Here is a 26,394-nt window from a genome sequence, read left to right as displayed (position 1 = left end):
GGCGAGGCTGAGGTGTCGCTCTCGCCGCTTTTCGTGGAAAAGTCCTTCGATGATCTTCCCGGTTGGAATTCCGATGACCATCTGCCCGCTTTCGAAGCCTTCCGCCGTTCGGCCTTTCATGTCCTGAACAAGCCCTACCGCACCGGTTCGTTGGGCGTCCGGTTCAACGCGTTTGCCGGCGCTTATGACGAGGCGCGCACCGTTTCGCCGGCGAATCGGTCGGCGGCCAAGGCTTTTTTCGAGCGCCATTTCGCGCCAGTCCAGATTCGATCCGAAAACCTCGGCCTGGTCACCGGCTTCTACGAGCCCGAGGCCGAGGCCTCACCAGTGCGCACGGATGAATTCACGGTGCCGCTGCTGGCGCGGCCTTCCGATCTCGTCGACATCGATGATGCCAACCGTCCTCGAGGGATGGACGACTATCTCGCCTTCGCCCGCGATGCGCCGCAGGGCCTGGTGGAGTATTTCGACCGCAGTGAGATCGAGAGAGGCGCGCTGGCCGGCCAAGGCCTGGAAATCGCCTGGCTTGCCGACAAGGTCGACGTCTTCTTCATCCATGTGCAAGGTGCGGCCAGGCTGAAGATGACCGACGGCCGGCTTTGCCGCGTCTCCTACGCCGCCAAATCCGGCCAACGTTTCAGCGGTCCGGGGAAGATTCTCGCCGAACTCGGCGAAATCCCACTGGAAAAAGTGACGATGCAGTCTATCCGCGCCTGGTTCAGGGCGCATCCGGATCGCGTCGACGAGATCCTCTGGCAGAACCGCTCCTACATCTTCTTTCGCGAAGCCGATGTCGACGATGCCGCATCCGGTCCAATCGCCGCCGCCAAGGTGCCGTTGACGCCGGGCCGTTCGCTCGCGGTCGACCGGCTGCTGCACACATTCGGTACCCCCTTCTACATCGACGCTCCGTCGCTGACCGCCTTCGACGGAAAACCGTTCCGGCGGCTGATGATTGCGCAGGACACCGGCTCGGCCATCATCGGACCGGCGCGGGGCGATCTGTTCGCCGGCTCCGGCGATGCGGCCGGCGAGATCGCCGGCGTCGTTCGCAATGCGGCCGATTTCTATGCCTTGGTTCCACGCGCTCTCGTTTCGGAATCGAATCGATGAGCAAGCGCCCCGATAAACTCAACGAAGACGATCGGGTGCTGTGGAACCTGGTGGCGCGTACCGCCCGACCGCTGAAGGGCCGGACCGCGGTCGAGATTCCCGACATCGTCGTAGACCCTAAGCCGGCACAGACGCCGGTCGCTGTCGGTCCGGTCCTTGCCGCCAAGCCGAAGGCGCAGCATGTATCGCACGCGCTGGACGAGCCGACATTGGACAAGCTGAAGAAGGGCCGGCTGTCGATCGAAGGCCGCGTCGATCTGCATGGCATGACCCAGGACGAGGCCTATTCGCTGCTGTTTTCGTTCCTGCACCGGGCCCATGCCGGCGGGGTCCGCTATGTCCTCGTCATTACGGGAAAAGGGTCGTCGTCGGGCGGCGACGGCGTCTTGCGGCGCGCCGTGCCTGCCTGGTTGTCGACGCCTGCCTTTCGGCCGCTGGTCTCCAGCCACGATCACGCCGCCCGCAACCACGGCGGTTCGGGCGCGCTCTACGTTCGGCTCAGGCGAACCCGCTGATGACGCCGTTCGGCGAAAAACTGCGGGCGCTTCGAGCCGAGCGCGGCTTGCGCCAGAAGGACATGGCGCAGGCGATCGGAGTCAGCGCCGCCTATCTGTCGGCGCTGGAACATGGCCGCCGCGGCGCGCCGACCTGGACGCTGATCCAGAAGATCATCGGCTATTTCAACGTCATCTGGGACGATGCCGAAGAGCTGGCGCGTCTGGCCGAGGCCTCACATCCGCGGGTGAGACTCGATACGTCCGGCCTCAGTCCTGCTGCCACCGAGTTGGCCAATCTGTTGGCCGAAAACATCGAGAAGCTGGACGAAGCCGAGCTTGCCCGCATCACCGGCTCGATCCGGGCGGCACTGGAGCGGCGTAAGTAGGGCGGCGCCAAGGCCACGAATGCTCATCAATAGCGCCGGCATTTCATCCTGAAGGCGATGCCCGCCGGCCGTTAGCCAGCGGGCATATAGCGAGATTACTTCGCGCCGGCCTGGCCGCCACGGCCGCCAGTGCTGTCATGATCGCCGCCGCGACCGCCACCCAGGCAGTCCGAGGTGAGATCGCAACAGCGATTGCCCCACTGGTTGTTCTTGGCGCAGCCGGTCTGGTCGGCCATAGCGGATCCGGCCAGGGACGACACCGCGATGGCGGCGAGGAAAGCATTACGCAGGAAAGCAGTCATTTGAAGTCTCCATGGTTGGGTTTCTGTTTACGGCTGTGTGTCGCCGCTGGAGACGGTTTGGTTCACGCAGGTAGCGAAATTTTTTGAGGAGGCGTTTCGAGAGATAAGATTTCGAGGGCAGCGCTGCCCTCATCCGGCTGCCGGCGACTATTTTGCAACGTGGACGATTGGCGAAATCACCGATGGCATCTTTCTCACAGTCACTATACGGGGAGAAATGCCCGGTAGGGCAATGAGGGGCAGCGCCGACTTGCGGTTATCTCGTGAAAGTTATTAGCCGCGGGCTTCCGACGAAGCTGTTCGCAGCGACGCGCTCACATGCATCGTCCTTATTTACTGAACCGCGCCGACCAGAACCTGCTGGCCGCCGCGGATCGAGACCCAGCGGCCGGTGTTGTCGATGGCCTGCCGCTTGAGGAAGCGATAGCCGGTGGCGTCCCAGATCTTCACCTTGTCGGTCAGATTGTCGAGGACGTAGTCGCCCTTGTCGGTGCGCACCGTCAGCACGGCATGGCCTTCGCCGTCCGGCTTGCGCACGACGGTGATCAAGAGATCGGCCAGCGACACGCCAGAGCGCGAGAGCTGGCGGCGCTTTTCCAGCACATAGTCTTCGCAGTCGCCGACGCCCTTGTCGGGATAGGCCCAGACCTCGTCCTTGCCATAGATGTCGTAGTCGCTCATCGGCTTGACGGCGGCGTTGACCCTTGACGTCACGTTGATCAGCTTGCGCATGAAGGCGTCGGTCATCGCGGCGGGGTTGAGGTTGCTCGGCCGGATCGAGCATTCGCCGGGCTGGGTTTTACAGAAATCATAGTGGCCGATCGGCTGCGAGGTCATGCCGCCCGTCGCCATGGCGCCGCCTGCAAGTGCCGGCACTGCCCAGCACGCAGAGATCGCCAGCCCTGCTGCCGCCCACAAGCGCAGCGTCCGTGCCATCGGTGAGGAAGTCATTGTCCCCGTTCGCCCTTGTTCTTAACGAAAGGTTAAAGGGGATTTACACTCCGTGTCAATTATCGGGGGAGCCAGATTCTTCGGCATGGTTACCCGCGCCCGCCCAACAGCGTCTATTGTGCAACAGAACGCCTGTGGCGCGCAAAATCGCCCCGCTTTTGCGGGCAATGCACGCTGCAGCCGGATCGAGCCTCAGCCTTTGGCGGAGCGGACCAGCTTGGGTTTCACCGCTACGCGTGTTTGGCGGCCGTAGCTTGTGATGAAATCGACGATGCGCGGCACGATTTCCGAGCGGAATCGCGACCCGTTGAAGACGCCGTAATGGCCGACGGCCGGCTGCATGTAATGCGCATGCCGGTCAGCCGGGATGTTGGGGCAGAGATCGTGGGCGGCCTGGGTCTGGCCGAGACCGGAAATGTCGTCGTTCTCGCCTTCGACCGTGAACAGCGCGACATTGCGGATCGCCTTGGTGTCGACCACCTCGCCGCGATGCGTCATCTCGCCCTTGGGCAGCGCATGGCGCACGAACACCGTGTCGACGGTCTGCAGATAGAATTCCGCCGTCAGGTCCATCACCGCCAGATATTCGTCGTAGAAATCGCGGTGCTTCTCGGCATTGTCGCCGTCATGCTTGACCAGGTGCATGAAGAAGTCCTTGTGGGCGGTGATGTGCCGGTCGAGGTTCATGCTCATGAAGCCCGACAACTGCAGGAAGCCCGGATAGACTTCGCGGCCGAAGCCCGGCACCGGCCAGGGCGCGTGCATGATGACGTTGTCGCGGAACCAGTCGATGCCCTTTTCCTTGGCCAGAAGATTGACCGCGGTCGGATTGCGGCGGGTGTCGATCGGCCCGCCCATCAACGTCATGGTCGAGGGCACGAAGGGATCGCCGCGCTTTTCCATCAGCGCCACCGCTGCCAGCACCGGCACCGAAGGCTGGCACACCGCCATCACATGGGTGTCCGGCCCCAGCGCATGCAGCATGTCGATGATGTAGTCGATATAATCGTCGAGGTCGAAATGGCCGTCGGTCACCGGCACCATGCGGGCATCGACCCAGTCGGTGATGTGCACGTCGGCATAGGGCAGCATCGCCTCGACCGTGCCGCGCAGCAGCGTCGCATAATGGCCCGACATCGGCGCCACAATGAGAAGCTTGGGGTCGGCCTTTCGCCCGGCGGGCACCGACCGCTCGAAGCGGGTAAGATTGCAGAACGGCTTCGACCACACCGTCTTTTCGCTGACCTCGACGCTCTTCCAGTCGACCACGGTCTTGCTCAGGCCGAAATGCGGCTTGCTGTAGCGGCGCGTCGTGCGCTCGAACAGTTCGGCGGTGGCGGCGACCGAGCGGCCCCACGGCGTATGCGAAAACGGATTGAGCGGGTTGGTGTAGAACAGCCGCACTGCATCGGCATAAAGCCGCGCGGGCTGCAGGGCGGCATGGTTCATTTCATAGAGCTGGTAGAACATCAGGTACTCCGCAGCTGCCGTGACCGAAGGGACGACGGACAGCGCCGAGCCTTGAATGTCTCGCGCGGAGGTTAACAAGATATTGCTGCGATGCAATACGTCACGTGGCGTGACATATGCCAATCTTTCGTCCAAGGCCTTGAGAAACCGCGTTGGGCGGGTGCAGCCGGCTCAATGTGCACTGCAAAATGCAAGGCTGTTGGACGACGGGGCAGGATGTGTCCGGCCCGATCGGGCCGGACTTGGACAGATCTAGACGCGCGCCATGCACACCGAGGTATGGCCGGAGCCGATGAAGCCGAGTTGGCCGGCGGCGCCCTTGGACAGATCGAGCACGCGCCCTTTGATGAACGGGCCGCGGTCGTTGATGCGCACGATGACGCTGCGGCCATTATTCTGGTTGGTCACTTTCAACTTGGTGCCGAAAGGCAGGCTGCGGTGCGCGGCGGTCAGCGCCGACGGGTTCATGCGTTCGCCATTGGCGGTCCTGGAATGCAGTGCGTACCAGGAGGCGCGGCCGCACTGGCCAGCGGCGGAGGAGGCGGATGCACCGACCATCAGGCCAGCCGCGATCGTTACCGCGACAAGCGCGGTCTGGTTTGTTTTCTTCATGTTGGGGGGATTGGCTCCGTTTTCGACAGACCCCAGCCGTTAAGTGTCGAATAAGGCAGGAAATGCGGCAAGCATCGGGCAGTTCCGTGGCACCGGCACACGTTTGGAGTCGCTGGGAAACAGTTTGTCAGGCATCTTTCGTGTGGCGCGGCCGTATCGCCGGCGATATTGCGAGCTGTTTCACAGATTCCGTGAGCAAGGCAGGACGTTATAGTACAAGTAGAAGAGAGCGCGATTGGGCGCCGTCCTTTCGCTCTGTCATCACGGTCATGGCGCAGTTGACGATCGACTTCGGAAAGGAATCTTGGCGATGAGACTGTTCAGATATCTGCTGGCGCTGATCGTACTGGCCATCGGCGCGCTGTGGTCGCTGCAAGGCATTGGCGTGGTCGGCGGCAGCTTCATGACCGGCCAGTCGCAATGGCTCTATATCGGCATCGTGACCATGCTGGTCGGTTTCGCCGGGCTGGTATGGGCGAGCCGTTCGCCGGGGTGAGTTGCGACGAAAGTCGACCGCCACAGATCGACCCCACTCCGTCGAGCTTCGCTCGACACCTCTCCCCCGATCGACGGGGGAGAGGAAAGGCGCGAGCCTTGCAGGGGCGCGAACTTATGCGGCCTGGCTCCCTTCCTCTCCCTCCGGAGGGGGAGAGGTGGCGCCGCGAAGCGGTGACGGAGTGGGGGAAGGCGCTGGTCAAATCCGCAGTCGCAAACAGGGCCAACCCGGCGAGCAAGAAAACAGCCACCCCATATTGCCGGTCCATTCTGTTACCTATCTATCCGGCTCGGATAGAATGCCCTGCCCGCGACAGCACTACCCGAACAGCTGATCCAGAATCCTTCCCTCCAGCCTGGCAAGCTCGACCGAACCGCGCCGGCGCGGCCGCGCCACCGACACGTCGCGATCGAGCGCGATGCGGCCCTCGTCGATCACCACCACCCGGTCGGCGAGCGCAACCGCCTCGGCGACGTCATGCGTGACCAGCACGGCGGTGAATTTTTGCTCCAGCCAGATGCGTTCCAGAAGCTGCTGCATTTCGATGCGGGTCAGCGCATCGAGTGCGCCGAGCGGCTCGTCGAGCGCCAGAATCTTTGGCTGTCCGATCAGTGCACGCGCCAGCGCCACGCGCTGCTTCTGGCCGCCCGACAGCACCGAGGGCCATTCGTCGGCGCGGTCGGCGAGGCCGACTTCACCCAGGATGGCGAGCGCGCACCGCCTGGCTTCCGCACCGGTGGCAAGCCCGGTCAGCCCGACCTCGACGTTTTTCACCACGCTGGCCCAGGGCAACAGCCGCGGCTCCTGGAACATGAAGCGGCTCTCTTCGCCGGCGCCGGCCTTCGCCTCCGGCCCGAATGTAAGGGATCCAGCGGTTGGCCGATCGAGCCCGGCCAGCAGCCGCAACAGCGTACTCTTGCCGCAGCCGCTCTTGCCGATGACGGCCACAAACTGTCCGACGGGCACATCGAGATCGATGCCGTCGAGCACGACCTTGTCGCCAAAGCGCTTTTCCACGCCCTTGAAGGCAAAGGCGCGCTGCCTTTCGACGGCCTCCTCCGGCCGTGACGGTTCCGGCGCGGCGACGAAGGAACGGATGGCGGTCAGGCTGGCGGTTGGCATCGAACCCTCAGGCGTTCTGGAAGGCGGGATGCCAGCCGAGCGACAGCCGCTCGAGCAGGCGGGCGAAGCTGTCGGCAAGCTTGCCGAGCAGCGCATAGATCAGGATCGACAGCACGACCACATCGATCAGCAGGAATTCGCGTGCCTGCATGGCCATGTAGCCGAGGCCGGAACTGGCCGAGATGGTTTCGGCAACGATCAGCGTCAGCCACATGATGCCCAGCGCATAGCGCAGGCCGACGAAGATCGCCGGCAGCGCGCCGGGCAGGATCACCTGAAAAAACAACGCGCGGCGGTCCATGCCGTAGACCCGGCCCATCTCGACCAGATGCGGGTCGACGCTCTGGATGCCGAGCAGCGTGTTGACGTAGATCGGGAAGAACACGCCGAGCGCCACCAGGAACAGTTTTGCTTCCTCGTCGATGCCGAACCACAGGATGACCAGCGGAATCAGCGCCAGATGCGGGATGTTGCGGATCATCTGCAGCGTCGTGTCGGTCAGGCCGCGGCTGAGCGCCGACAGCCCGTTGGCAAGGCCGAGTGCAAAGCCGATCGAGCCGCCGATGGCAAAGCCGGCCAGCGCGCGCAGCGTGCTGACGCCGATGTTCTGTATCAGCTCGCCCGACAGCGTCAGCCGCCAGAAGGCCTCGGCCACCGCGCTCGGCGCCGGCAGCACATTGGCCGGCATCACGCCGACGCGGCTGGCGGCTTCCCAGCCAATTATGACCAACGCCGGCAGCAGCCAGCCGATGCCGTTCTGTTTGACCCGTTGAGCCAGGCTCATGACGACGCCTGAAGGCGGTTGGCGCCGTGGAAGCCGACGGCGAATTCATTGGCGATGTTCTCATGCGCCCGTGCCCGCCTGGTGCCCAGGCCGAGACGCGGGAACAGAAGCTCGGCGACGCGGTAGGCTTCCTCGAGATGCGGGTAGCCGGAGCCGATGATGGTGTCGATGCCGATCGCCTGATACTCGCGGATGCGCTCGACGATCTGCTCGGGCGAGCCGACCAAAGCTGTGCCGGCGCCGCCGCGCACCAGGCCGACGCCGGCCCACAGATTGGGCGAAACCACCAGCCTGTCGCGGCGGCCGCCATGCAGTTCGGCCATGCGCCGCTGTCCCACAGAGTCCATCTCCCTGGTGAAGCGGGCCTGGGCATTTTCGATCTGGGCATCGGTGACGTGGCTGATCAGCCGGTAGGCGGCGCGCCAGGCCTCTTCCTCGGTCTCGCGCACGATGAAATGAAGCCTGATGCCGAAACGCAGTTTGCGGCCGCGCCGTTCAGCCTTTTTGCGCGCCGCGCTGAGTTTTTCCGCCACCTGCGCCGGCGGCTCGCCCCAGGTCAGGTACATATCGACGAGATCGGCGGCGAGCTCCTGGCCGGCATCGGACGAGCCGCCGAAATAGAGCGGCGGCCGCTCCTGTTGCGGCAGAAGGTCAAGGCGGCCATTGTCGACGCGGTAATATTTGCCGTTGAAGTTGACGCTCTCGCCCGACACCAGCGCGCGCCAGATGGTCAGGAACTCTTGCGCTTGCGCATAGCGCTCATCATGCGGCAGGAACACGCCATCGCCGGCAAGCTCGGTCGGGTTGCCGCCGACCACGACATTGAGCAGCAGGCGGCCATTGCTCAGCCGGTCGAGCGCCGCCGTCTGGCGCGCCGCGAAGGTCGGCAACGTCACGCCGGGCCGTAGCGCCACCAGGAATTTTAGCTTTTCCGTCAGCGCTGCAAGGCCGGAGGCGGTGATCCAGGAATCCTCGCAATTCTGCCCGGTCGGCAAAAGCACGCCGGGAAAGCCGAGCCGGTCGACGGCCTGTGCGATCTCCTTGAAGTAAGCGAACTCCGGCGGCCGCTGCTGCTGTTCGGAGCCGAGATAGGAGCCGTCGCCATGCGTTGGAATGAACCAGAAGAAATCGAGCGGGCTGGCTTGCGGATTGGCTGGAGCGGTCATGGCGAAATCCCTGAAGCGGAAACGGCAAAAAGGCGCCGGGCGTTTTCCGCCCGGCGCCGCACGTGAAAGTTCAATTGCCCGGTGCGGTCCACACGGCGTCGGAGATGCGCACCGCATTCGGGATCAGTTTGAGCTTGTAGAAGCGATCGGCGGTCGCCTGCTGGCCGGCGATGATCTCGTCGGTGATCGGGAAGATGCCGAATTTGGTGCGATTGGCGGCGATGGTCTGCGCGTCGAGCGGCACGCCGGTCACCTCATGCAGGGCGGCGGCGACCTTGTCGCGATTCTGGTCCGCCCATTTCGCCGCCACGCCGAGCGCCGCTATCGTCGTGGTGATCGTCTCCGGATGCGCCTTGGCGAAATCCTTGTTGGCGAGGAAATAGGTGTTCACCTTCAGCACCTCGCTGGAGCGCGCCAGCACGCGCGGCTGGTAGCGTGTCTCGGCGATGGCGTAGAACGGATCCCAGACCGCCCAGGCATCGATCTGGTCGCTGGCGAAAGCCGCCGCAGCATCGGCCGGGCTGAGATAGACCGGGGTGATCTGGTCGAAGGGGATGTTTGCTTTTTCGAGTGCCGCGACCAGCAGATTGTGCGCGCTGGTGCCTTTGCCGACGCCGATGCGCTTTCCCTTGAGGTCGGCGAGCGACTGGATCGGCGATGCCGGCTTGACGAAGATCGCTTCGCCGTCGCCATTGGCCGGCAGTGCCGCCGCATAGACGATGTTGGCGCCGGCCGACTGGCCGAAGATTGGCGGTGCGTCGCCGGTCCAGCCGACATCGATGGCGCCGACATTGAGCGCCTCGACCAGCGGCGGGCCGGCGGTGAATTCGACCCATTTCACCGCGACGCCCTTGTCGCTCAGCGCCTTCTCGATCACCTGCTGCTGCCGGGCGATGACCGGCAGGCCGGTCTTCTGATAGCCGATGTTGAGCTGCTTCAACTCCTGCGCCGAGGCACTGAGCGAGGCAGCAATGCCCGCCGCCAAAAGGCCAAGGCCGAAAACGCGTCTGGTCAGGCTGAACATGATCCCTCTTCCTTCGCTGCGAACCGGCGCCGGGAAGGGCTCCCTGCCGTGGATGAGAGACAAGGCTAGGTAGGTCTATAAATTTAGTAGAGAAACGATTTTGCGAGATGAATAGGCGGAACGGAATTGTTTTCTACGGGCGGGTCGCGAAAGCCTCTTTCTCGCCGTTCACGGGGCGAGGAGCGCCAATCACCTCACTGCGACCAATACTGCCAGGCCCAGTAAAATCCCTCGTCGCGTGGCGGCAGGCGGTCGCGTTCGGCGTCGAGTTGCACCGGGGCCGGCGATTTCGGTTGCGGCTGCGACGACGAGTTCTCCCGCCAGGCGAGCAGCCAGTTGCCGAGATGGGCGAACAGCACCGCGGTGGACTGGGTCATGACATCACTCCTTCTGTTCCAGGGTCGGCGGTCGCCGTGCTGCGAAGGGAAGCAGCCGGTCAAACCGGCAGAAACTTGTTGTCATTCCTTTCCCGCCCACGGAACCAGCTGACGCTCGATCAGGCGGATGATGAATTCCAGCACGAAGGCTATTGTCGCGATCACCACTATTCCCATCACCACGACATCGGTGACCAGGAACTGGGCGGCCGACTGGATCATGAAGCCGAGGCCGCGCGTTGCCGCCACCAGCTCGGCTGCAACCAGCGTCGACCAGCCGGCGCCGAGCGCGATGCGCAGGCCGGTGAGGATCGACGGCAGCGCGCTGGGCAGGATGACATGGCGCACCACTTGGCGCTGCGTCGCACCAAGCGAACGGGCCGCATCGATGCGCTCCTTTGAGACACCGCGCACGCCCGAGGCCGTCGACAGCGCCACCGGCGCCAGCATGGCAATGGCGATCACCAGGATCTTTGACGGTTCGCCGATACCGAACCAGATGATGACCAGCGGCAGATAGGCGAGCGGCGGGATCGGCCGCAAAAATTCGAGCAAGGGATCGAAGATGCCGCGCCCGACCGTCGAAATGCCGATAGCCAGCCCAACCGGAACGCCGATGACGATGGCCGCGAGCAGCGCCGCGAACACGCGGCCGAGGCTGGCGACGATATGCTGGAGCAAAGTCGCGTCGACGAAGCCGTCCTTGATCACCACGATGAACTTGGTCCACACGGCGGCGGGCGACGGCAAGAACACCGGCGACACCAGTTGCAGGCGCGCAGACAGCGCCCATGCCGCCAGCACGACCAGGATGGTGACGGCGCTGATCGCCCGCGAGGAAACCCTGCGCCGCTTCCGCACCGGCCGCGACCACGGCACCGAAAGGGCATCGGCCTCGCCGGTCGCGGCGGCCGGCCGCTCGCTGTAGGAGGTGACGCTCATGCCACCTCTCCTTCGAAGATCGCGTCGGTCAGTTCGCCGCGCGCCGCGGCAAAGACCGGATCGGCCTTGATGGCGCGGATCGGCTCGCCTGCGGCATAGCGCCGGCTGAAACCGGTCTCGAATGTCCGCACCACATGGCCAGGTCCCGGCGCCAGCACGACGATGCTTGTGGCCAGCACCAGCGCCTCCTCGATGCCATGCGTGACCATCAGCACGCCAACCCGGCTTGCGGTCCACAGGTCGAGCAGCGTCGTCTGCATGCGCTCGCGCGTCAGCGCATCGAGCGCGCCGAGCGGTTCGTCGAGCAGCAGGAATTCCGGTTCGGCGGCAAGCGCACGGGCGAGGCCGACGCGCTGGCGCATGCCGCCGGACAATTCCCAGATGCGTTTGTCGCCGACGCTGTCGAGCTTGACCAGCGCCAGCAACTGGTCGGCGCGGCGCGCCCGCTCGGCTTGCGGCACGCCGCGTAGCCTGAGCGCAAAGGCGACGTTTTCACGAGCCGTCAGCCAGGGAAACAGCGCATCGTTCTGGAACACGACCGCCCGGTCGGAGCCTGGGCCGGTGATCGGCCTGCCGCCGATCGTGGCGACCCCGCGCGCGGGTTCGACCAGGCCGGCGGCGACATTGAGCAGCGAGGTCTTGCCGCAGCCGGAGCGGCCGACCAGCACGACGAAATCGCCCTTGGCGACATCGATGGAAACTCGGTCGACCGCCGGCGCTGCTTGGCCGTCATAGTGAACCGAGACCTTGTCGAGTACGAGATGCGGGTCGAGTACGAGATGCGGCATGAAAAGGGGCTCCGGAAGAAAATCAGCCTGCCCCGGCCCGGTTAAGCGGATCCGGGACAGGCAGCACGCGGCGTCAGGGAAGAAGAACCGCGCGTGGCACTAGAGCGCCGCGTGCCGCTGGGGCACGAAAAGGACGCTCTAAAACTCAGCTGTCAGTTCGAGGCCAGAGCCTCGGTCACGTATTTCGACGACACGTATTTCGAATAGTCGGGCAGCACGGCGTCGATCTTGCCCTGCTCCTTGAGGAAGGCCGAAGCTGCCTCGATCGCCTTGACCGTGCCGCCGCCGAGGAATTTGTCGGAAGCCTGCTCTTCCAATGTCGGGAAGACGTAACCCTTGAGGAGCTGCGGCACCTCTTCCAGTTTGGCGCCGGTGATCTTGGCGATCTTGGCCGCTTCCGGCGACGAAACCGACCATGCCTCGGGCTTGGCCAGGAACTGGGCATAGGATTCGCCGGTCACCTTGACGAAATCGCGCACGGCGTCCGGGTTCTTTTCGGCGAAGTCGGTGCGCACGATCCAGGCGTCAAAGGTCGGCGCGCCCCAGGCGGCAACCTGCGAGGAATCCAGCACCACCTTGCCTGTCGTCTTGATCTGGCCGAGCGCCGGATCCCAGACATAGGCCGCGTCTATGTCGCCGCGAGCGAACGCGGCGGCTATTTCCGGTGGCCTGAGATTAAGGATTTCGACCGACTTCGGGTCGACGTTTTCGTGCTTCAGCGCGGCAAGCAGGCTGTAATGCGTGGTCGACACGAACGGCACCGCCACCTTCTTGCCGGCGAGGTCGGCGATCTTCTCGATGCCGGATCCATTGCGGGCGACCAGCGCCTCGGACTGGCCGATCAGGCCGACGACAAAGATGGTCTGGATCGGCAGTTCGCGGCTGGCGGCCGCGGCCAGCGGACTCGAGCCGACATAGCCGATATCGACCGAACCGGATGCGACGGCGGCGATGACATCGGCGCCGGAATCGAATTTGCGCCAGTCGATCGTGGCCTTGGTCGCCTTTTCATAGGCGCCGTCGGCCTGCGCTACTTTGGAAGGTTCGACCACCGTCTGGTAGCCGATGGTGATGTTGAGGTCCTGCGCCTGGGCCGGGCCGAGGAAGGCCGCACCCGCCAAAGCTGCCGACGACAGGAGGACAATGCGTCGCGAAATGCTGGACATGAAAGGCTCCATGAAAAATGAGAAAAACCGGATGCCTGTTCATAGTCAGCTAATTCTATCATTCTTGTAGAGTTAAATCCTTCCAAGCAAGAAGCACTTGTTAGAAAAAAACCACCGGCTGATGCGGGCGCGGTGACCGGCCCGTGCCGAACCTTGCGCAAACGCAAACGGCGCCCCCAAGGTGCTGAAGAGTTGGTGGTCCTGCCAACCCTCCTACGGAAGAGGCCTGATTTGGTGCTCGGCGCGCCGCTTGCGGCCTGCCGCAGGATCGATGTCGAGCCGTTGAGCCTCACCGACTTCCGCAGCGACGGCCACCGCTGGATGCTGCGGTCAAGCGGCGTGCCGGTGGCCGCCAAGGCCGCCCGGCCTCAGAGCGGCAAGGCGGCGTCCTGATATCGGGCGCAGGGCGGCGCCCGAGTTGTCGGGAGTCATGTTTCGCCGATCCGCGGGCTGCGACCCAAAATTCCCGGCAAAGCCCCAAATGGCGCAAATCCATGCTGTAAAAGACGGTTGATTTGAAAACACGTTCCGCGTGTTCGAGGGTAAGTATAGTAATCTTATCGACATTGGGAGCAGGAGCCGCCGCTCATCGCCGCAATCGCTCGCGGCTGGCTGTGACCGTAACGGCACAAAGCCTTGCTAAAGTGGCCCCTGCGGCGTGAAAACGAAGCAAAATCAAGGTTTCTCGGCTTGTATATCATGTCAGTAGAATTTATGTGTCGAAGCAGCTTGCACGCGGCGGGGAGGCACGTCAGGCGTTTCGCAACCGATGGTTTGGGCCATCGCCTGACAGAGAAACATTCGGTCTATGCTCACCAAAAAAGGCAAGTACGGCCTCAAGGCGCTGGTCCATCTGGCGCATCTGCCGGTGGGACAGCTCGCCTTTGTCGGCGACATCGCCAGCGGCAACAACATTCCGAAGAAATTCCTCGACGCCATTCTGGGCGAATTGCGCAATGCCGGTTTCGTCCAGAGCCGCAAGGGCAAGGATGGCGGCTATCGCTTGGCGCGCCCGGCCGACGAGATCAAGGTCGGCCATGTCGTGCGCGTGCTCGACGGACCGCTGGCGCCCATCCCCTGCGCCAGCCGCACCCAGTATCAGCGCTGTGAAGACTGCAATGAGGCGACATGCCAAGTCCGACATCTGATGCTCGAGGTCCGGCAGGCGATCGCCGAGGTGCTCGACCAGCGCACGCTGGCCGAAATGCGCGACATCGTCCTCGACGACCTTCCGGTCGCGAGGGACATCGACGAGCTTGCGCCGGCGCAAAAGGTCCCCGCCTGATCTTGAGCGTGCTCGCATGAGCGTCGCGCGCGCCAATTCGATCATCCCCAGCTCGATCATCATCGTCGGCGGCGGCGCCAGCGGCGTCGTGTTGGCCGCGCATCTGCTGAAGTCGCCCAACCCGGACCTTCGCGTCACGCTGATCGAAAAGCGTCCGCATTTCGGCCAGGGCATCGCCTATTCGACGCTTTTGTCGGCGCACGTGCTGAATGTCAGCGCCGCGGGGATGAGCGCCTATGCCGACGATCCCCTGAATTTCTGGCGCTGGTTGCAGGGGCGCGGCCTGATAAGCCAGGAACAGACGCCGCAGACACCCTTCTATGCGCCGCGCAGCGTCTATGCCCGCTACCTCAAGGAAGTGCTCGACGAGCTCGAAGCGCGCGAAAAGGAAACCGGCCGTCTCAGGCTGATTCGCGAGGAAAGCCTATCGATCTCGCCGACATCGTCCGGTGTCGAAGTGGTGCTGGCCAACGGCACCAGCGTCGTCGCGCATCTGGCGGTGCTTGCCACCGGCCATGACGAGCAGCCCGGCGCCGGCCAGGGCCACGCCATCCGCATGGGCACCGAGGCCGACACCGCGCTCGATCCTGAAGCCCGCGTGCTGGTGCTGGGCACCGGGCTCAGCATGGTCGATGCCTTCCTGTCGCTCGAGCAGCGCGGCCATCGCGGCGAGATCGTCGCCGTATCGCGGCGCGGGCTGCTGCCGTCGCCGCACCGCAAGGGCAACCCGATCAAGCTCGACGTCGCCGACATTCCGCTCGGCACGCAGCTCTCCTATTTCGTCGGCTGGTTCCGCGACCTGATCCGCGAAAACCAGAAGGCCGGCATCGACTGGCGCGACGTCGTCGATGGGCTGCGACCCTTCAATCAGAAGATCTGGCAGAACTGGCCGTCCTCGGCCAAGCGCCGCTTCGTTGAGCACACCAAGGCCTGGTGGGACATCCATCGCCATCGGCTGGCGCCCGAGGTGCATGCCCGCGTCACCGAAGCGGTGCGCACCGGCCGCATCCGCCCGGTCGCCGGCCGTGTCGTCGGCATCGAGGCTGGCGATGGATTCACCGTCGGCATCCAGTCTCGCCACACAAAGGCGCTGGAAACGCTGCAGGTCGCCCGCATCTATGATTGCACCGGCATCGCCCGCGACATCTCGACGACGTCGAACAGCGTCGTGCGCTCGCTGGTCGACCGCGGCCTGGCGCGGCCCGACCCGCTGCGGCTTGGCCTCGATGTAACGGCCAAGTGCGAAATCATCGCCGGCGACGGCACCGCATCGGCCAAGATCCTCGCCGTCGGGCCGCTGACCCGCGGCACCTTCTTCGAGATCGACGCCATCCCCGACATCCGCGTGCAATGCGCTAGGCTGAGCAAGCAGCTGCTAGGGTAAAGCTGTTGACGTCGGCGGGATAGCACGCCCCTCAGAGGGGGGTGGGAAGGATCGCTACGGAGGGTGTTGGGCTTGAGTCCAAAGCCGGCCTAAAACTGGAATTCCATTCCCCCTCTCGCCGGTTGATTGGCACGATCTACCTTCTTTCCGACTGCAAACGGCCGGAAAAGAAGCTACGCTGCCGCTCTGCCCCCGAGGCGGTCGCTTGTTCAAGGGAGCACATCGATATGAGCGAGCACGGAAAAGCTGCGCCAGGCAGTTCGGACGGCGCGTTATCCCGCCTGCGTCCGCCCTACGCCTCGGTGCTCGACCTCATCGGCCAGACGCCGGTGGTCGAACTGACCAAATTCGACACCGGCAAGTGCCGGCTGTTCATCAAGCTCGAAAGCCAGAATCCAGGCGGCTCGATCAAGGACCGCATTGCGCTGTCTATGATTTCCGCGGCCGAGAAGGAAGGCAAGCTCAAGCGCGGCGGCACCATCGTCGAGGCGACCGCCGGGAATACCGGCCTCGGCCTCGCCCAGGTCGGCATCCCCAAGGGCTACCGCATCATCCTCGTCGTGCCCGACAAGATGTCGCGCGAAAAGATTCAGCATCTGCGCGCGCTCGGCGCCGAAGTGCGCATGACGCGCTCCGATGTCGGCAAGGGCCATGCCGAATATTACCAGGACATGGCCGAGAAGATCGCATCGGAAACGCCCGGCGCCTTCTACGCCAACCAGTTCGCCAACCCGGCCAACCCCGAGGCGCATGAGACCACCACCGGACCGGAAATCCTTGCCCAGCTCGATGGCGACCTCGACGCCGTGGTCGTCGGCGTCGGCTCCGGCGGCACGCTGACCGGGCTTGGTCGCTACTTCGCCAGAACATCGCCGAAGACCGAAATGGTGCTGGCCGATCCCGTCGGATCGGTGCTGGCGCCGCTGATCAAGACCGGCAAGATGGAAGAGGCTGGCAGCTGGACCGTCGAAGGCATCGGCGAGGATTTCGTGCCGCCCAATGCCGATCTGTCGCTGGTCAGGAAAGCCTATTCCATTCCAGACAAGCAGAGCATGCTGGCCGTGCGGGACCTGCTTTCCAAGGAAGGCATTCTCGCCGGCTCGTCTTCCGGCACGCTGCTGTCGGCCGCGCTTCGCTATTGCCGCGAGCAGACGACAGCAAAACGCGTCGTCACCTTCGTCTGCGACAGCGGCAACAAATATCTGTCCAAGGTGTTCGACGATTTCTGGCTGGCCGAGCAGGGGCTGGCCGAACAGGAACAGCATGGCGATCTGCGCGACCTCGTCATGCGCTCGCACCGCACCGGCGACACCGTTTATGTCGGCCCCGACGAAAGCCTGCTCAACGCCTATGGGCGCATGCGCCGCTCCGATGTCTCGCAGCTGCCGGTGCTGGACAATGGCAAGCTGGTCGGCATTATCGATGAGGGCGACATCTTGGCCAAGGTCGACGGCCCCTATGACGGCCGCTGGGACCGCTTCAACGCCCCGGTGCGCACCGCCATGACCTCCAATCTGCACACGCTGCAGGCCAATCAGACGCTGGATGCGCTGCTGCCGGTGTTCGACCGCAACGAGGTCGCCATCATCTTCGATGGCGACGAGTTCGTCGGCCTGATAACCCGTATCGACCTGATCAACCATTTGAGGCGCGCACGATGACTGCTGAAACATCCCCATCGGGCAAGAACCGCCTGGCTTTTTCCACGCGCACCATCCATGGCGGCCAGAGCCATGACCCGCTGACCGGCGCGGTGATGGTGCCGATCTACGCGACCTCGACCTATGGCCAGCAGTCGCCCGGCGTGCACAAGGGGTTTGAGTATGCCCGCAGCCAAAACCCGACCCGCTTTGCCTTCGAGCGCGCGGTGGCCGATCTCGAAAGCGGCTCGGCCGCCTTTGCATTCGCTTCCGGCCTGGCGGCGATCTCGACCGTGCTCGAGCTGCTCGACAGCGGCGCCCATATCGTTGCAACCGACGACATCTATGGCGGCTCGTTCCGGCTGATGGAGCGGGTGCGCAGGCGCTCGGCCAATCTGCAGGTGAGTTTTGTGGACTTCACCGATCTGGCGGCGGTGGAAGCAGCGATTCGCCCGGAGACAAAACTGCTCTGGGTCGAAACTCCGACCAATCCGCTGCTGCGTATCGTCGACCTCGAAGGCGTTGCGGCACTCGCCAGGCGCAAAGGGGTTTTGACGGTCGCCGACAACACGTTCTGCAGCCCCTACATCCAGCGGCCGCTTGAACTCGGCATCGACATCGTCGTCCACTCGACGACGAAATATCTCAACGGCCATTCCGACATGGTCGGCGGCGTCGCCATCGTCGGCGACAACAAGGATCTAGCGGCCCAGCTGAAATTCCTGCAGAACGCCATCGGCGCCATCTCCGGTCCCTTCGACAGTTTTCTCGCGCTGCGCGGCATCAAGACACTGGCGCTCAGGATGGAGCGGCATTCCACGAACGGCCTGAAGATTGCGCAGTGGCTGGAGGCGCGAAAAGATGTGCGCCGCGTCGTCTATCCCGGCCTGGCCAGCCATCCGCAGCACGCCATCGCCGTCCAACAGATGCATGCTTTCGGTGGGATGATCTCGGTCGACCTCGACCGCGACCTCGCCGGCACCAAACGCTTCCTCGAACGGACGCAACTGTTCACGCTGGCTGAAAGCCTCGGCGGCGTCGAAAGCCTGATCGAACACCCGGCGCTGATGACGCACGGCTCGATCCCGGCGGAAAAGCGCGCGGAAATCGGCATTTCGGATTCGCTGGTGCGGTTGTCGGCGGGGATAGAGGATGGCGATGATCTGATCGCCGACCTGGACCAGGCGCTGCGGGGGTAGGCGTACCGGATGCGTACCGATGACAATGAGGGGCGGCGCTGACCGTCGAGATTAAATCCCAATCCGCCGCGCGTTAACACATTCAGCAGCTTTTGCTTAACTCTTCGCCGCTATGTCCCGCCCCGGGGAGGCATGGCGAGAGTGAGTGTGATGGACAACAACCCGGAAAAGCGCAGCGAATGGCGCGCCATTTTTTATGTGCAGGCCCGCGTGGCCATCCTGTTTGTCCCGGTCGTCGCCAGCCTTCTGATCATTGCCGCTCTTGCCGGCAACGACCACAGTTCCGACGCCCTCGACCGCACGGTTACGGGCTCGGTGAAATAGCGGCACGGCCGTCGGCTTGCCTGCCCGGGAACGGCCGCCTCAGAAAAACTTCGGGATCGGGCCGTTCTGCGGCGTCACGTCGCCTTCCAGGTCGATGAACGCCTCGTCGACAAAGCACCAGGCCCAGCCTTCCGGCGGGTCGTAGCCTTCGATGACCGGATGCTTGGTGGCGTGGAAATGCTTGGTGGCGTGGCGGTTGGGCGAGTCGTCGCAGCAGCCGACATGGCCGCAGGTACGGCAGAGCCTGAGATGCACCCACATCGAGCCGCTCTTCAGGCACTCCTCGCAACCGAGCGCGCTCGGCGTCACAGTCTTGATGTCGCGCGTGTGTTTGCATTCATCCATTATGCTCTCCTGGCCAGTTCGGGCGCTGCTGCGTCGGGTCGCGCGAGATAGGCGTGCAAGGCAGCCACCACCTGGGCGCCTTCGCCGACGGCGGCGGCGACCCGCTTGACCGAGCCTGCGCGCACGTCGCCGATGGCGAACACGCCGCTGCGGCTGGTCTCCATCTGGCCCGCCCCTATGTCGGCGCCGGTGCGCACGAAACCCCTGGCGTCGAGCGCGATATCGCACCCAGCCAGCCAATCGGTGTTGGGGTCGGCGCCGATGAACAGGAAGAGATGCTGGATCGGGCGCGTCTCGACGCCGCCGGGGTTGCGCCAGCGCAACTGGGTGAGATTGCCGCCTTCGCCTTCCAGCGCCTTGATCTCTGTCTCGCCAAGCACCTCGATGTTCGGTTGCGCCTCGATACGCTCGACCAGATAGCGCGACATGGTTTCCCTGAGGCCGCCGCGGCGCGCCAGCATCGTCACCTTGCGCACCTGGCTGGCGAGATAGACCGCCGCCTGCCCCGCCGAATTGCCGGCGCCGACCAGCGCCACTTCTTGCCCTGTGCATAGCCGCGCCTCGATCGGCGAGGCCCAGTAATGCACCGACGTGCCCTCGAACTCGGCCAGCTTGGCGATGTCGAGGCGGCGGTAGCGGGCGCCGCTGGCGATCACCACCGTGCGCGCGCGCAGGCTTTCACCGTCGCCGACGGCGAGCGTGTAGCCCTCGCCTGCTGCACCGAGCAGCTTGGCCTCGTCGGGGATGACTATTTCGACGCCGAATTTCTGCGCCTGGTTGTAGGCGCGCGCCATCAGCGCCATGCCGGAAATGCCGGTGGGGAAACCCAGATAGTTCTCGATGCGCGCGGAGGCGCCGGCCTGGCCGCCGAAGGCGCGGCAATCGAGCACGATGGTCGACAGCCCTTCGGATGCCGCATAGACCGCGGCCGCCAGCCCCGCCGGCCCGGCGCCGACAATGGCGACGTCATAGACCATGTCGGGATCGATCGGCCGCAGCAGGCCGATGCAGCGGGCAAGTTCGGTTTCGCCGGGATTGTGCATCAGCTTGCCGTTGGGGCAGAGCACGATCGGCAGATGGTGCGGGTCGACATGAAAATGCTCAATCAGCGTCTTGGCGCACGGGTCGCTGTCGGAATCGAGCGCGCGGTGCGGCTGGCCGCTGCGGCGCAGAAACCCCTGCAGCCGCAGCGTGTCGCCATTGCCGGCCGGGCCTACGACGATCGGTCCGCTGCTGCCACTTTCCAGGAGCCCGACGCGGCGCAGGATCAGCGCCCGCATGATCCGCTCGCCAAGGCTTGCCTCCTGCACCATCAGGTCGCGCAGCCGCTGCGAGGGGATGACGAAGGCCTCGACCGGCTCGGCCGCCTCCGCATTGACCAGCGACGGCCGGCTGGAAAGCTGCGCCAGCTCGCCGATGAAATTGCCTGGGCCATGGGTGACGATGGTCTCGCGCCGGCCGGGCCTGACATCCTGGGTGATATCGGCCGTGCCCGACAGGATGACGATCAGCCCCGGCGCCACAGTGCCGGCGGTGACGATGTGCTCGCCGGCGGCATAGGAACTCGCCTCGCCGAACCGGCGCATGCGCTCGATATCGGCGTCGCCCAGGATGGGAAACATCTGGTCGCGGCGGGTGACGGTGATCGGCTGGGTGGGTGGGGCCATAGGTAGAACGTAGCGCCGAGACGGCCGGGTTTGAAGTGGTTTGTTGGAGGACTGGCCGGAAGGGGAGGTGGCTCCCGCGCCAACTGGTTCGGATGCTTCGCATGGCCCCGCGCTGCAAGGCAAACAGCGCGCCGACCAGTGCGACCTTTATAAGGGCGAGCCCGAGCAGTACCGTCGGCAGTCCTCGCTCACCGGTGTGTTGCAGGAGCAGCGCGCCGACGAACGGCGCCGCGGCTATCGCGTTACGCCAAGCGCCTGGGGTGCGGTGGTATCCTCGGGCTCCCCGAAGGCAGATCCCGGCGAAAGCCCATTCGTCACATCTTTGTAGAGCGCTATCGGATGCGGGCGCCCCACCAGATATCCTTGGATTTCGGGACATCCTTCCTTCATCAGGAAGGCACGCTCGTCCTCTGTTTCGACACCCTCCGCGATGACAGGCAAGGCCAGCGCATTCCCCAGGCTGAGTATCGTGCGCACGATGGCGGCCGATTGGACATTCGAACCGACACCCGAAACAAAACTGCGATCGATCTTGATCTTGTCGAATGGAAACGCCTGCAGCGAGGACAGTGAGGCATACCCGGTGCCAAAATCATCCATCGAGACCCTGACGCCCAACGCCTTCAACCTCCGCAAAACCGACAAGGCAGTTGCCCGGTCGCGGATGAGAACCCCTTCCGTGATTTCCAGTTCCAGCCGCCCCGGAGCAAGGCCGGTCTCGTAGAGGATAGAATGAACGAGGCCTACCAGGTCCCCGAAACGGAATTGCACGGGAGAGAGGTTGACGGCGATCTGCAGCGGTGAGGGCCAGGAGGCCGCGTCTCTGCACGCCTGCCTGAGCGTCCATTCACCTATCTCAACGATCGTGCCATCCTGTTCGGCAAGCGAGACAAACGCGTTTGGCGAGATGAGCCCATGCTTTGGATGGTGCCATCGGGCGAGTGCCTCGAAACCGAAGATTTCGCCGTCCATCCTGGCTTGCGGCTGATAATGAAGCACAAGTTCGCCATGGGCGACCGCAGAGCGCAAATCTCGCTGCAAGGCGTAGCGCTCTCTTAGCCGCTTATCCATCTCAGGATCGAAGAATTGCACCATTCGACGACCGTCCGCCTTGGCCCGGTACAGCGCTGCGTCGGCATTTGCCATCAGCGCCGCGGCATTCTCTCCGTCTTTCGGATAGATCGCCGCGCCGATGCTCACCCCGATCGAAATGTGCTGGCCTCGGATTTCGAATTTGCCTGCCGCCGATTCGAACAGACGGTCCGCAACGTCCTTGGCACTCGCGGACCGGTCATCCATGGCCAGGACAACCGTGAATTCGTCGCCGCCCATGCGCGCGATAAAGGCCTCAGGCGCCGCGGTTTGGAGACGCCGGGAAATGGTGCAAAGCAGATCGTCGCCGGCGGCGTGCCCGAAAACGTCGTTCGCCTCTTTAAAATGGTCAAGGTCGATGCTGAAGACGGCAAAGCTGGCGTGCGTTGCTTTTGCGCGCTCGAGCGTCGTGGCCAGGTGTGCTGCAAGCGCGGCTCGGTTCGCTAGGCCGGTAAGCGGATCGTGGTGCGCGAGATGCGCGATTTCCTCGTGCCGTGCCATCAGTTCGGTGCGCGCTACGTTCATGTTCTCGCGCGCGTCGTCCAGGCCGTGGGCGGCTTCCCTCACCTTGTCCTGGAGCAGGTTGAAGCTTTCGGCCATCTCTCCAAGTTCGTCACGAGAGTTTACCGTAACCGGCATGATGTTCACGGAGGCATGCGCCGCCGCGAGGTCTCCCCGCCCCAGGGCGACCATGGCGAGAGAGAAATCCTTCAGCGTTCCGGATGTCAGACGCTTTGCCGCGTTGCTCACCTCGGTCGCCGAATGGGTGATCATTCCCGGCAAGATCAGGCCAACGCTGATGGTCAGCAGCGCGACAACGACAAAAATGTCCTCCAGCGCGGCGACCAATGAAGTGTCGCCTTGGGGAACGCTGCCGATCGCCAGGAAATAGCCGGCACCGTCAAGCACGAGCACAAAAAGCATGGCTCCGGTAAGCTTCAGGTGAAGCGTATGTGGCAGCAAGGGTAGACCGAGTGCGTATCGATCCTCCATCGTGCGCCAGGCGTAGAGCGCAGCACCCGAATATGCCAAAGCCAGACCGAACAGGACGGTAGGAAGGCCAAATTGCTGAAATCCCAGTATGGCGGTCAACAGCCATATTGCAGCCGCGCCTACGCCAAGGATGATGGTTCCCCTGGGAGCCCGGAAGGGTCGCTCGGCTTCGGGACTGTCACGGCGCAATAGCCAGACTGCGATGTTTGGCATGCAGATGCTGATCAGGTACGTAAAATTGGCCGCGGCGATCATCCAGAGCGGATACCCGCACAGCATGAAGCCGATTGCCGCGGCAGCTGTGAGCAGCGTTGCCGCCCAGGGACAATCTGTTGAGGTGCGCCTGGCCAGGAAGCTCGGCAGCAGGCCGTCTTCGCTCAGCTGCGCAAGGGTCCGCGCGGCGCCTGCCAATGGCTGCAACGTTCCATGGAACATGTTCAGCATGATGAGCCAGATGGCGGCCGCCTTGCCGAAACTCCCCAACAAGGGCGCAAAGGTAGGCCCAAGAGCTATGGCGAGGTCGGTGCCGAGCGGCTCCGGCCCGAGCACACCCAGCCAGACAACCGGCAGGACCAGGAAATAGACGCCCGCCATTGCGGCGCTGGCCCACATCGCCAGAGGAATGTTGCGGTTGGGATCGATGGTTTCGCCAACATGGCAGGCTGCAGCCTCAAATGCCGGTGCGGCAAACCCGATCAGGTACAGTCCCGCCATCACCGACGTGATATCGCCGAACAGGCCGGCAAACGGGCTGGTCAGGGCAAAATCCGTCGCTTGCCGCCAGTCGACCGAGCCACTGATGACCGGGACAAGGGATGAGAGAAACGCAAGCGTCGCGGAGGCAGTGGCGATCGGGATCGCCAGTTGGACCACCCACTTGATTCCACACAGGTTGACCGCCGTAAAGAATGCGATAAGCCCGCAGGCGACCGCCTCCACGGGGAGGCCCGGCAGGTACCATTGCTGGATTGCAGACGCTGAAAGAACCGCTGTCAGTCCGCAGGTCGGCACCCAACCCCACCAATAGCAGGTGCCCGTCAGAGCCGAGAGAACGGGACTGTAAGGTCGGAAGGCTTCGGCGCACGCTGCAGAGATACCGCCGACGCGGTTTGGCCACATGAGAACCAATTCGGTCCACGCAGGCGCGGCGGCCCAGCTTAGAAGCAGACCAACAACGAGCAAAGGAACCGCAGCGCTTCCTTGACCGGGAATATTCCCCTGACCGACAAAAAGGGCGGCAATCAGAAACAGGCTTTGATTGCTGCCACCCATGGCGAGCGCTGTCGTGCCCATCCATCCCAAGGTTCTCGGGTGCGGTCGTGAAGGCGTGAGGCCCGGCATTCAGAGACATCCATTCGAGTGCGGAGCGCTGTCTGACTGGCGAATGTAACCTGCGGAGATATGTCTGTCGTACGTCGCGCTCCCGAAGTCAAAGTTGGACCTTAGGTGAGACGTATTAAGACTTCGTACCAAACCAGATCCGCCCGATGATCGCTGTCAACTTCCGGTGGCTGCGGTTCAATCATGCTGATGCCGGTCCGAATGGCTCGATCTCCTCCGATCCGGGATATCATTTCCAATTTTATCTAATCGCCCACTATGGAAGAGCGATCGAATAGTCGCGAATACAGCTTAATATCGCTTATTATCGACAAATCTCGTGATTGTGGCGCTATCATCCGAAGGCGGCTGAAGTCGACTGTAGATCGCTAAGCACATTGACCGCTTTTGACTTCGTACCTCGCCATCGTGGGGCAAGCACCGAGACTTCACGCCGTGCCTCAAGTTGGAGCTAACTTGTGCGAACATGCAGCATAGCCCCGCGTTGCAGGGCAAACAGCGCGCCGACCACGCTGGGCGCGGCGGTCGGCCTTGGCGCGCTGGTGGGTCCTTCCCAGGCCGGCGCCCGTACGGTCGAGATGGCGATCGCCCGCTACCATCATCCGATCTGCACCAAACTGGCCTCGGTGACATTTCTGACCATAGGCGTGGCGATGCTCTGGACCGGCCTGCCCGGTTCTGCCGGCCGCGGTGATTTTCTATGGCGCCCGCATCGGCTAGCATGGCCGAGTATCGTCACATGCGGCGACATGGTGTTCTGGACGATGCTTGAGCGCGACGCCACCTCGCCAGCGGGCACGCCTTCGACGCCGGCCCGTAGCAGGAATGTGTTCAGCACCAGAACACTTGGGATCAGCGTTGCGGGAGCCTGCACACGTGAGTACTCCGCCTCACAAGCCTTCCGGCTGGTCCTCGAGGACGAACGACGCTGCAATCAGGTCATCGCCGCTGATGCGGCCACTGCCGCCAACCATGATGGATGCGACTTTCTGAAAGGTCTTCATGTCGGCCTCTGTTATGCGCGCATCGCGCATTCTCGCCCTGAGAGAACCCAAGCGGGTATCAAGGGCTGGCGATGTCTCGACGTCATCGATCATCTTCGATCATCCTGGAGCGCAACGTGAAATCCGCTGCCCGCCGCCATGGCCGGCGGCGGGCGGCAGCTATTCGATCAGTCGTAGACCTTCACAATTTTCCGGGTGCTGGGATCGACCAGGACGGTGCGGTTGTCGACCACGACGTAGCGGTATTTGACGTTGGGAACTTCGTGCAGCTCGACCGTATCAGGCAAGGCACTGCCGACGTTCAGCTCCACGCCCGGGATCTTCACCGAAGCCAGCGGCTGCTTTTTTACGTATTCGCGGACGACCGTATCCTGCTCCGGTGTGATGACGACATCCTGAGCTGCGGCGGCGCTGACCCCAGCCAAAAGCAACAAGCCTGCAGCGGCACTTGCAAAGTGGATTTTCATGGTTTTCTCCTCGCGTAATCCGGCGACGGCACCACGCCTGTTCGCCGAGGGACCGAACTTGAGATCAGCCAGATTGTTCCTGTGACTTCAGTCCGCGGCGAACCAGACCAAAGTCGGATATCAGCTAAGACCCAAGTCCCGAGGCGGAACGTTCAAGCGGGGCAGGCGTTTCCCAAATGCAACTAAATAAAACAGGAGAGGAACACATGGCCGACGGCCCAACTGTTGTTAATTCTGGTGGTGGGGGCGGCACTGCAATTGCTGTTGTTCTTGCACTTATTGCAGTCGTAGTATTGCTTATTTTTACCGGCGTCATCAATATCCGCGGCGACGGCGGCAAGGATATCGACGTCAAGGTTGAAGCGCCAAAGGTGGAAGCTCCGGCTGCACCTGCAAAGCCTGCGGCACCTGCCCCAGCCCCTGCGAGTGGCGGCTGATCTGCTCGTATCCACGCTTC

28 protein-coding genes are annotated in these 26,394 nt (G+C 63.5%); 11 read left to right on the top strand and 17 right to left on the bottom strand.

All coding sequences use genetic code 11. From position 1 onward, the window contains the following. Positions 1 to 12: 12 nt before the first annotated feature. From X751_RS139160 to X751_RS139170, 3 genes are read left to right on the top strand one after another with little or no spacing between them, the layout of a single operon-like run. Positions 13 to 1,113: a murein transglycosylase A gene (locus X751_RS139160; protein WP_023745900.1), complete on the top strand. Its 1,101-nt coding sequence runs from the start codon at positions 13 to 15 to the stop codon at positions 1,111 to 1,113. After that, positions 1,110 to 1,628, top strand: a complete 519-nt coding sequence (locus tag X751_RS139165) for a Smr/MutS family protein (protein WP_023745899.1) — start codon at positions 1,110 to 1,112, stop codon at positions 1,626 to 1,628. Before X751_RS139160 ends, X751_RS139165 begins: the two co-directional genes overlap by 4 nt. Next, on the top strand, positions 1,628 to 1,996 hold the full coding sequence (locus X751_RS139170; protein WP_023672100.1) for a helix-turn-helix transcriptional regulator: 369 nt from the start codon (positions 1,628 to 1,630) through the stop codon (positions 1,994 to 1,996). The genes X751_RS139165 and X751_RS139170 overlap by 1 nt, the downstream gene beginning before the upstream one ends. 95 nt (positions 1,997 to 2,091) lie before the next feature. Here the strand turns inward: X751_RS139170 and X751_RS139175 are convergent, their stop codons facing one another. The 4 genes from X751_RS139175 to X751_RS139190 form a co-directional block, all read right to left on the bottom strand. Further along, on the bottom strand, positions 2,092 to 2,298 hold the full coding sequence (locus X751_RS139175) for a hypothetical protein (RefSeq protein ID WP_023672099.1): 207 nt from the start codon (positions 2,296 to 2,298) through the stop codon (positions 2,092 to 2,094). A 333-nt stretch (positions 2,299 to 2,631) separates the two neighbouring features. Continuing rightward, entirely contained in the window at positions 2,632 to 3,249 is a 618-nt protein-coding gene (locus X751_RS139180) for a transglutaminase-like cysteine peptidase (protein WP_023672098.1), read from the bottom strand. A gap of 192 nt (positions 3,250 to 3,441) precedes the next feature. Continuing rightward, positions 3,442 to 4,719, bottom strand: a complete 1,278-nt coding sequence (locus tag X751_RS139185; protein WP_023686051.1) for a polyhydroxyalkanoate depolymerase — start codon at positions 4,717 to 4,719, stop codon at positions 3,442 to 3,444. Between the two features lie 252 nt (positions 4,720 to 4,971). Further along, positions 4,972 to 5,331, bottom strand: coding sequence for a septal ring lytic transglycosylase RlpA family protein (locus tag X751_RS139190; protein ID WP_023672096.1), 360 nt, complete (start codon positions 5,329 to 5,331; stop codon positions 4,972 to 4,974). A gap of 310 nt (positions 5,332 to 5,641) precedes the next feature. Between X751_RS139190 and X751_RS1000000167595 the strand changes: the two genes are divergently transcribed. Further along, the gene (locus X751_RS1000000167595) at positions 5,642 to 5,827 is read left to right on the top strand and encodes a hypothetical protein (RefSeq protein ID WP_023686050.1); all 186 of its coding nucleotides are present in this window, start codon (positions 5,642 to 5,644) and stop codon (positions 5,825 to 5,827) included. 318 nt (positions 5,828 to 6,145) lie between these two features. Here X751_RS1000000167595 and X751_RS139200 read toward each other — a convergent pair whose 3' ends face one another. The 8 genes from X751_RS139200 to tauA all read right to left on the bottom strand — a co-directional run bounded on the left by X751_RS139200 (position 6,146) and on the right by tauA (position 13,196). Then, the gene (locus tag X751_RS139200; RefSeq protein ID WP_023686049.1) at positions 6,146 to 6,949 is read right to left on the bottom strand and encodes an ATP-binding cassette domain-containing protein; all 804 of its coding nucleotides are present in this window, start codon (positions 6,947 to 6,949) and stop codon (positions 6,146 to 6,148) included. 7 nt (positions 6,950 to 6,956) lie between these two features. Beyond that, positions 6,957 to 7,733 (bottom strand): ABC transporter permease subunit, encoded by a 777-nt coding sequence (locus tag X751_RS139205; RefSeq protein WP_023686048.1) that lies wholly within the window; start codon positions 7,731 to 7,733, stop codon positions 6,957 to 6,959. Continuing rightward, a complete protein-coding gene (gene ssuD, locus X751_RS139210; RefSeq protein ID WP_023686047.1) occupies positions 7,730 to 8,899 on the bottom strand; it encodes an FMNH2-dependent alkanesulfonate monooxygenase in 1,170 nt (389 codons plus the stop codon). The genes X751_RS139205 and ssuD overlap by 4 nt, the downstream gene beginning before the upstream one ends. A 70-nt stretch (positions 8,900 to 8,969) precedes the next feature. After that, on the bottom strand, positions 8,970 to 9,923 hold the full coding sequence (locus tag X751_RS139215) for a sulfonate ABC transporter substrate-binding protein (RefSeq protein ID WP_023686046.1): 954 nt from the start codon (positions 9,921 to 9,923) through the stop codon (positions 8,970 to 8,972). Between the two features lie 194 nt (positions 9,924 to 10,117). Further along, positions 10,118 to 10,300 (bottom strand): hypothetical protein, encoded by a 183-nt coding sequence (locus tag X751_RS139220; RefSeq protein ID WP_023672089.1) that lies wholly within the window; start codon positions 10,298 to 10,300, stop codon positions 10,118 to 10,120. An 81-nt stretch (positions 10,301 to 10,381) separates the two neighbouring features. Then, positions 10,382 to 11,242 carry an ABC transporter permease subunit gene (locus X751_RS139225; RefSeq protein WP_023745898.1) on the bottom strand — a complete coding sequence of 287 codons (861 nt, stop codon included), beginning with the start codon at positions 11,240 to 11,242 and terminating at the stop codon, positions 10,382 to 10,384. Further along, positions 11,239 to 12,030, bottom strand: coding sequence for a taurine ABC transporter ATP-binding protein (locus X751_RS139230; RefSeq protein ID WP_023745897.1), 792 nt, complete (start codon positions 12,028 to 12,030; stop codon positions 11,239 to 11,241). The genes X751_RS139225 and X751_RS139230 overlap by 4 nt, the downstream gene beginning before the upstream one ends. Positions 12,031 to 12,182: 152 nt before the next feature. Then, entirely contained in the window at positions 12,183 to 13,196 is a 1,014-nt protein-coding gene (tauA, locus tag X751_RS139235) for a taurine ABC transporter substrate-binding protein (protein WP_023710332.1), read from the bottom strand. A 231-nt stretch (positions 13,197 to 13,427) separates the two neighbouring features. Here tauA and X751_RS1000000167140 point away from each other — a divergent pair, with 231 nt between their 5' ends. The 6 genes from X751_RS1000000167140 (at position 13,428) to X751_RS1000000166100 (ending at position 19,028) form a co-directional block, all read left to right on the top strand. Further along, a complete protein-coding gene (locus X751_RS1000000167140) occupies positions 13,428 to 13,589 on the top strand; it encodes a hypothetical protein (protein ID WP_023681206.1) in 162 nt (53 codons plus the stop codon). A 415-nt stretch (positions 13,590 to 14,004) separates the two neighbouring features. Continuing rightward, entirely contained in the window at positions 14,005 to 14,481 is a 477-nt protein-coding gene (locus tag X751_RS139240) for an Rrf2 family transcriptional regulator (RefSeq protein ID WP_023672084.1), read from the top strand. 16 nt (positions 14,482 to 14,497) lie between these two features. Beyond that, positions 14,498 to 15,865 carry an FAD/NAD(P)-binding protein gene (locus X751_RS139245; RefSeq protein ID WP_023692935.1) on the top strand — a complete coding sequence of 456 codons (1,368 nt, stop codon included), beginning with the start codon at positions 14,498 to 14,500 and terminating at the stop codon, positions 15,863 to 15,865. Positions 15,866 to 16,092: 227 nt separating this feature from the next. Continuing rightward, positions 16,093 to 17,526: a pyridoxal-phosphate dependent enzyme gene (locus X751_RS139250; RefSeq protein ID WP_023745896.1), complete on the top strand. Its 1,434-nt coding sequence runs from the start codon at positions 16,093 to 16,095 to the stop codon at positions 17,524 to 17,526. Then, on the top strand, positions 17,523 to 18,704 hold the full coding sequence (locus X751_RS139255) for a PLP-dependent aspartate aminotransferase family protein (RefSeq protein WP_023745895.1): 1,182 nt from the start codon (positions 17,523 to 17,525) through the stop codon (positions 18,702 to 18,704). The genes X751_RS139250 and X751_RS139255 overlap by 4 nt, the downstream gene beginning before the upstream one ends. 132 nt (positions 18,705 to 18,836) lie before the next feature. Beyond that, positions 18,837 to 19,028 (top strand): hypothetical protein, encoded by a 192-nt coding sequence (locus X751_RS1000000166100; protein ID WP_196814852.1) that lies wholly within the window; start codon positions 18,837 to 18,839, stop codon positions 19,026 to 19,028. Positions 19,029 to 19,067: 39 nt separating this feature from the next. Here the strand turns inward: X751_RS1000000166100 and X751_RS139260 are convergent, their stop codons facing one another. The 5 genes from X751_RS139260 to X751_RS139280 all read right to left on the bottom strand — a co-directional run bounded on the left by X751_RS139260 (position 19,068) and on the right by X751_RS139280 (position 25,937). Continuing rightward, complete coding sequence (locus X751_RS139260) at positions 19,068 to 19,373, bottom strand: UBP-type zinc finger domain-containing protein (RefSeq protein WP_023698083.1); 306 nt, start codon at positions 19,371 to 19,373, stop codon at positions 19,068 to 19,070. Continuing rightward, the gene (locus tag X751_RS139265; protein ID WP_023745894.1) at positions 19,373 to 21,040 is read right to left on the bottom strand and encodes an FAD-dependent oxidoreductase; all 1,668 of its coding nucleotides are present in this window, start codon (positions 21,038 to 21,040) and stop codon (positions 19,373 to 19,375) included. The genes X751_RS139260 and X751_RS139265 overlap by 1 nt, the downstream gene beginning before the upstream one ends. A gap of 234 nt (positions 21,041 to 21,274) precedes the next feature. Further along, positions 21,275 to 24,466 carry an amino acid permease gene (locus X751_RS1000000167590; protein WP_084558316.1) on the bottom strand — a complete coding sequence of 1,064 codons (3,192 nt, stop codon included), beginning with the start codon at positions 24,464 to 24,466 and terminating at the stop codon, positions 21,275 to 21,277. Between the two features lie 890 nt (positions 24,467 to 25,356). Beyond that, positions 25,357 to 25,563, bottom strand: a complete 207-nt coding sequence (locus X751_RS139275) for a hypothetical protein (RefSeq protein WP_023681214.1) — start codon at positions 25,561 to 25,563, stop codon at positions 25,357 to 25,359. A gap of 74 nt (positions 25,564 to 25,637) precedes the next feature. Then, on the bottom strand, positions 25,638 to 25,937 hold the full coding sequence (locus tag X751_RS139280; RefSeq protein WP_023745890.1) for a DUF1236 domain-containing protein: 300 nt from the start codon (positions 25,935 to 25,937) through the stop codon (positions 25,638 to 25,640). A 206-nt stretch (positions 25,938 to 26,143) separates the two neighbouring features. On the opposite strand from X751_RS139280, the gene X751_RS1000000166090 reads away from it, so the two are divergent. Further along, positions 26,144 to 26,374 (top strand): hypothetical protein, encoded by a 231-nt coding sequence (locus X751_RS1000000166090; protein WP_081731077.1) that lies wholly within the window; start codon positions 26,144 to 26,146, stop codon positions 26,372 to 26,374. Positions 26,375 to 26,394: the final 20 nt, after the last annotated feature.

It is taken from the genome of Mesorhizobium sp. LNJC394B00 (assembly GCF_000502555.1).
GTDB lineage: Bacteria > Pseudomonadota > Alphaproteobacteria > Rhizobiales > Rhizobiaceae > Mesorhizobium.
This window is presented reverse-complemented; position numbering and strand designations above follow the sequence as displayed.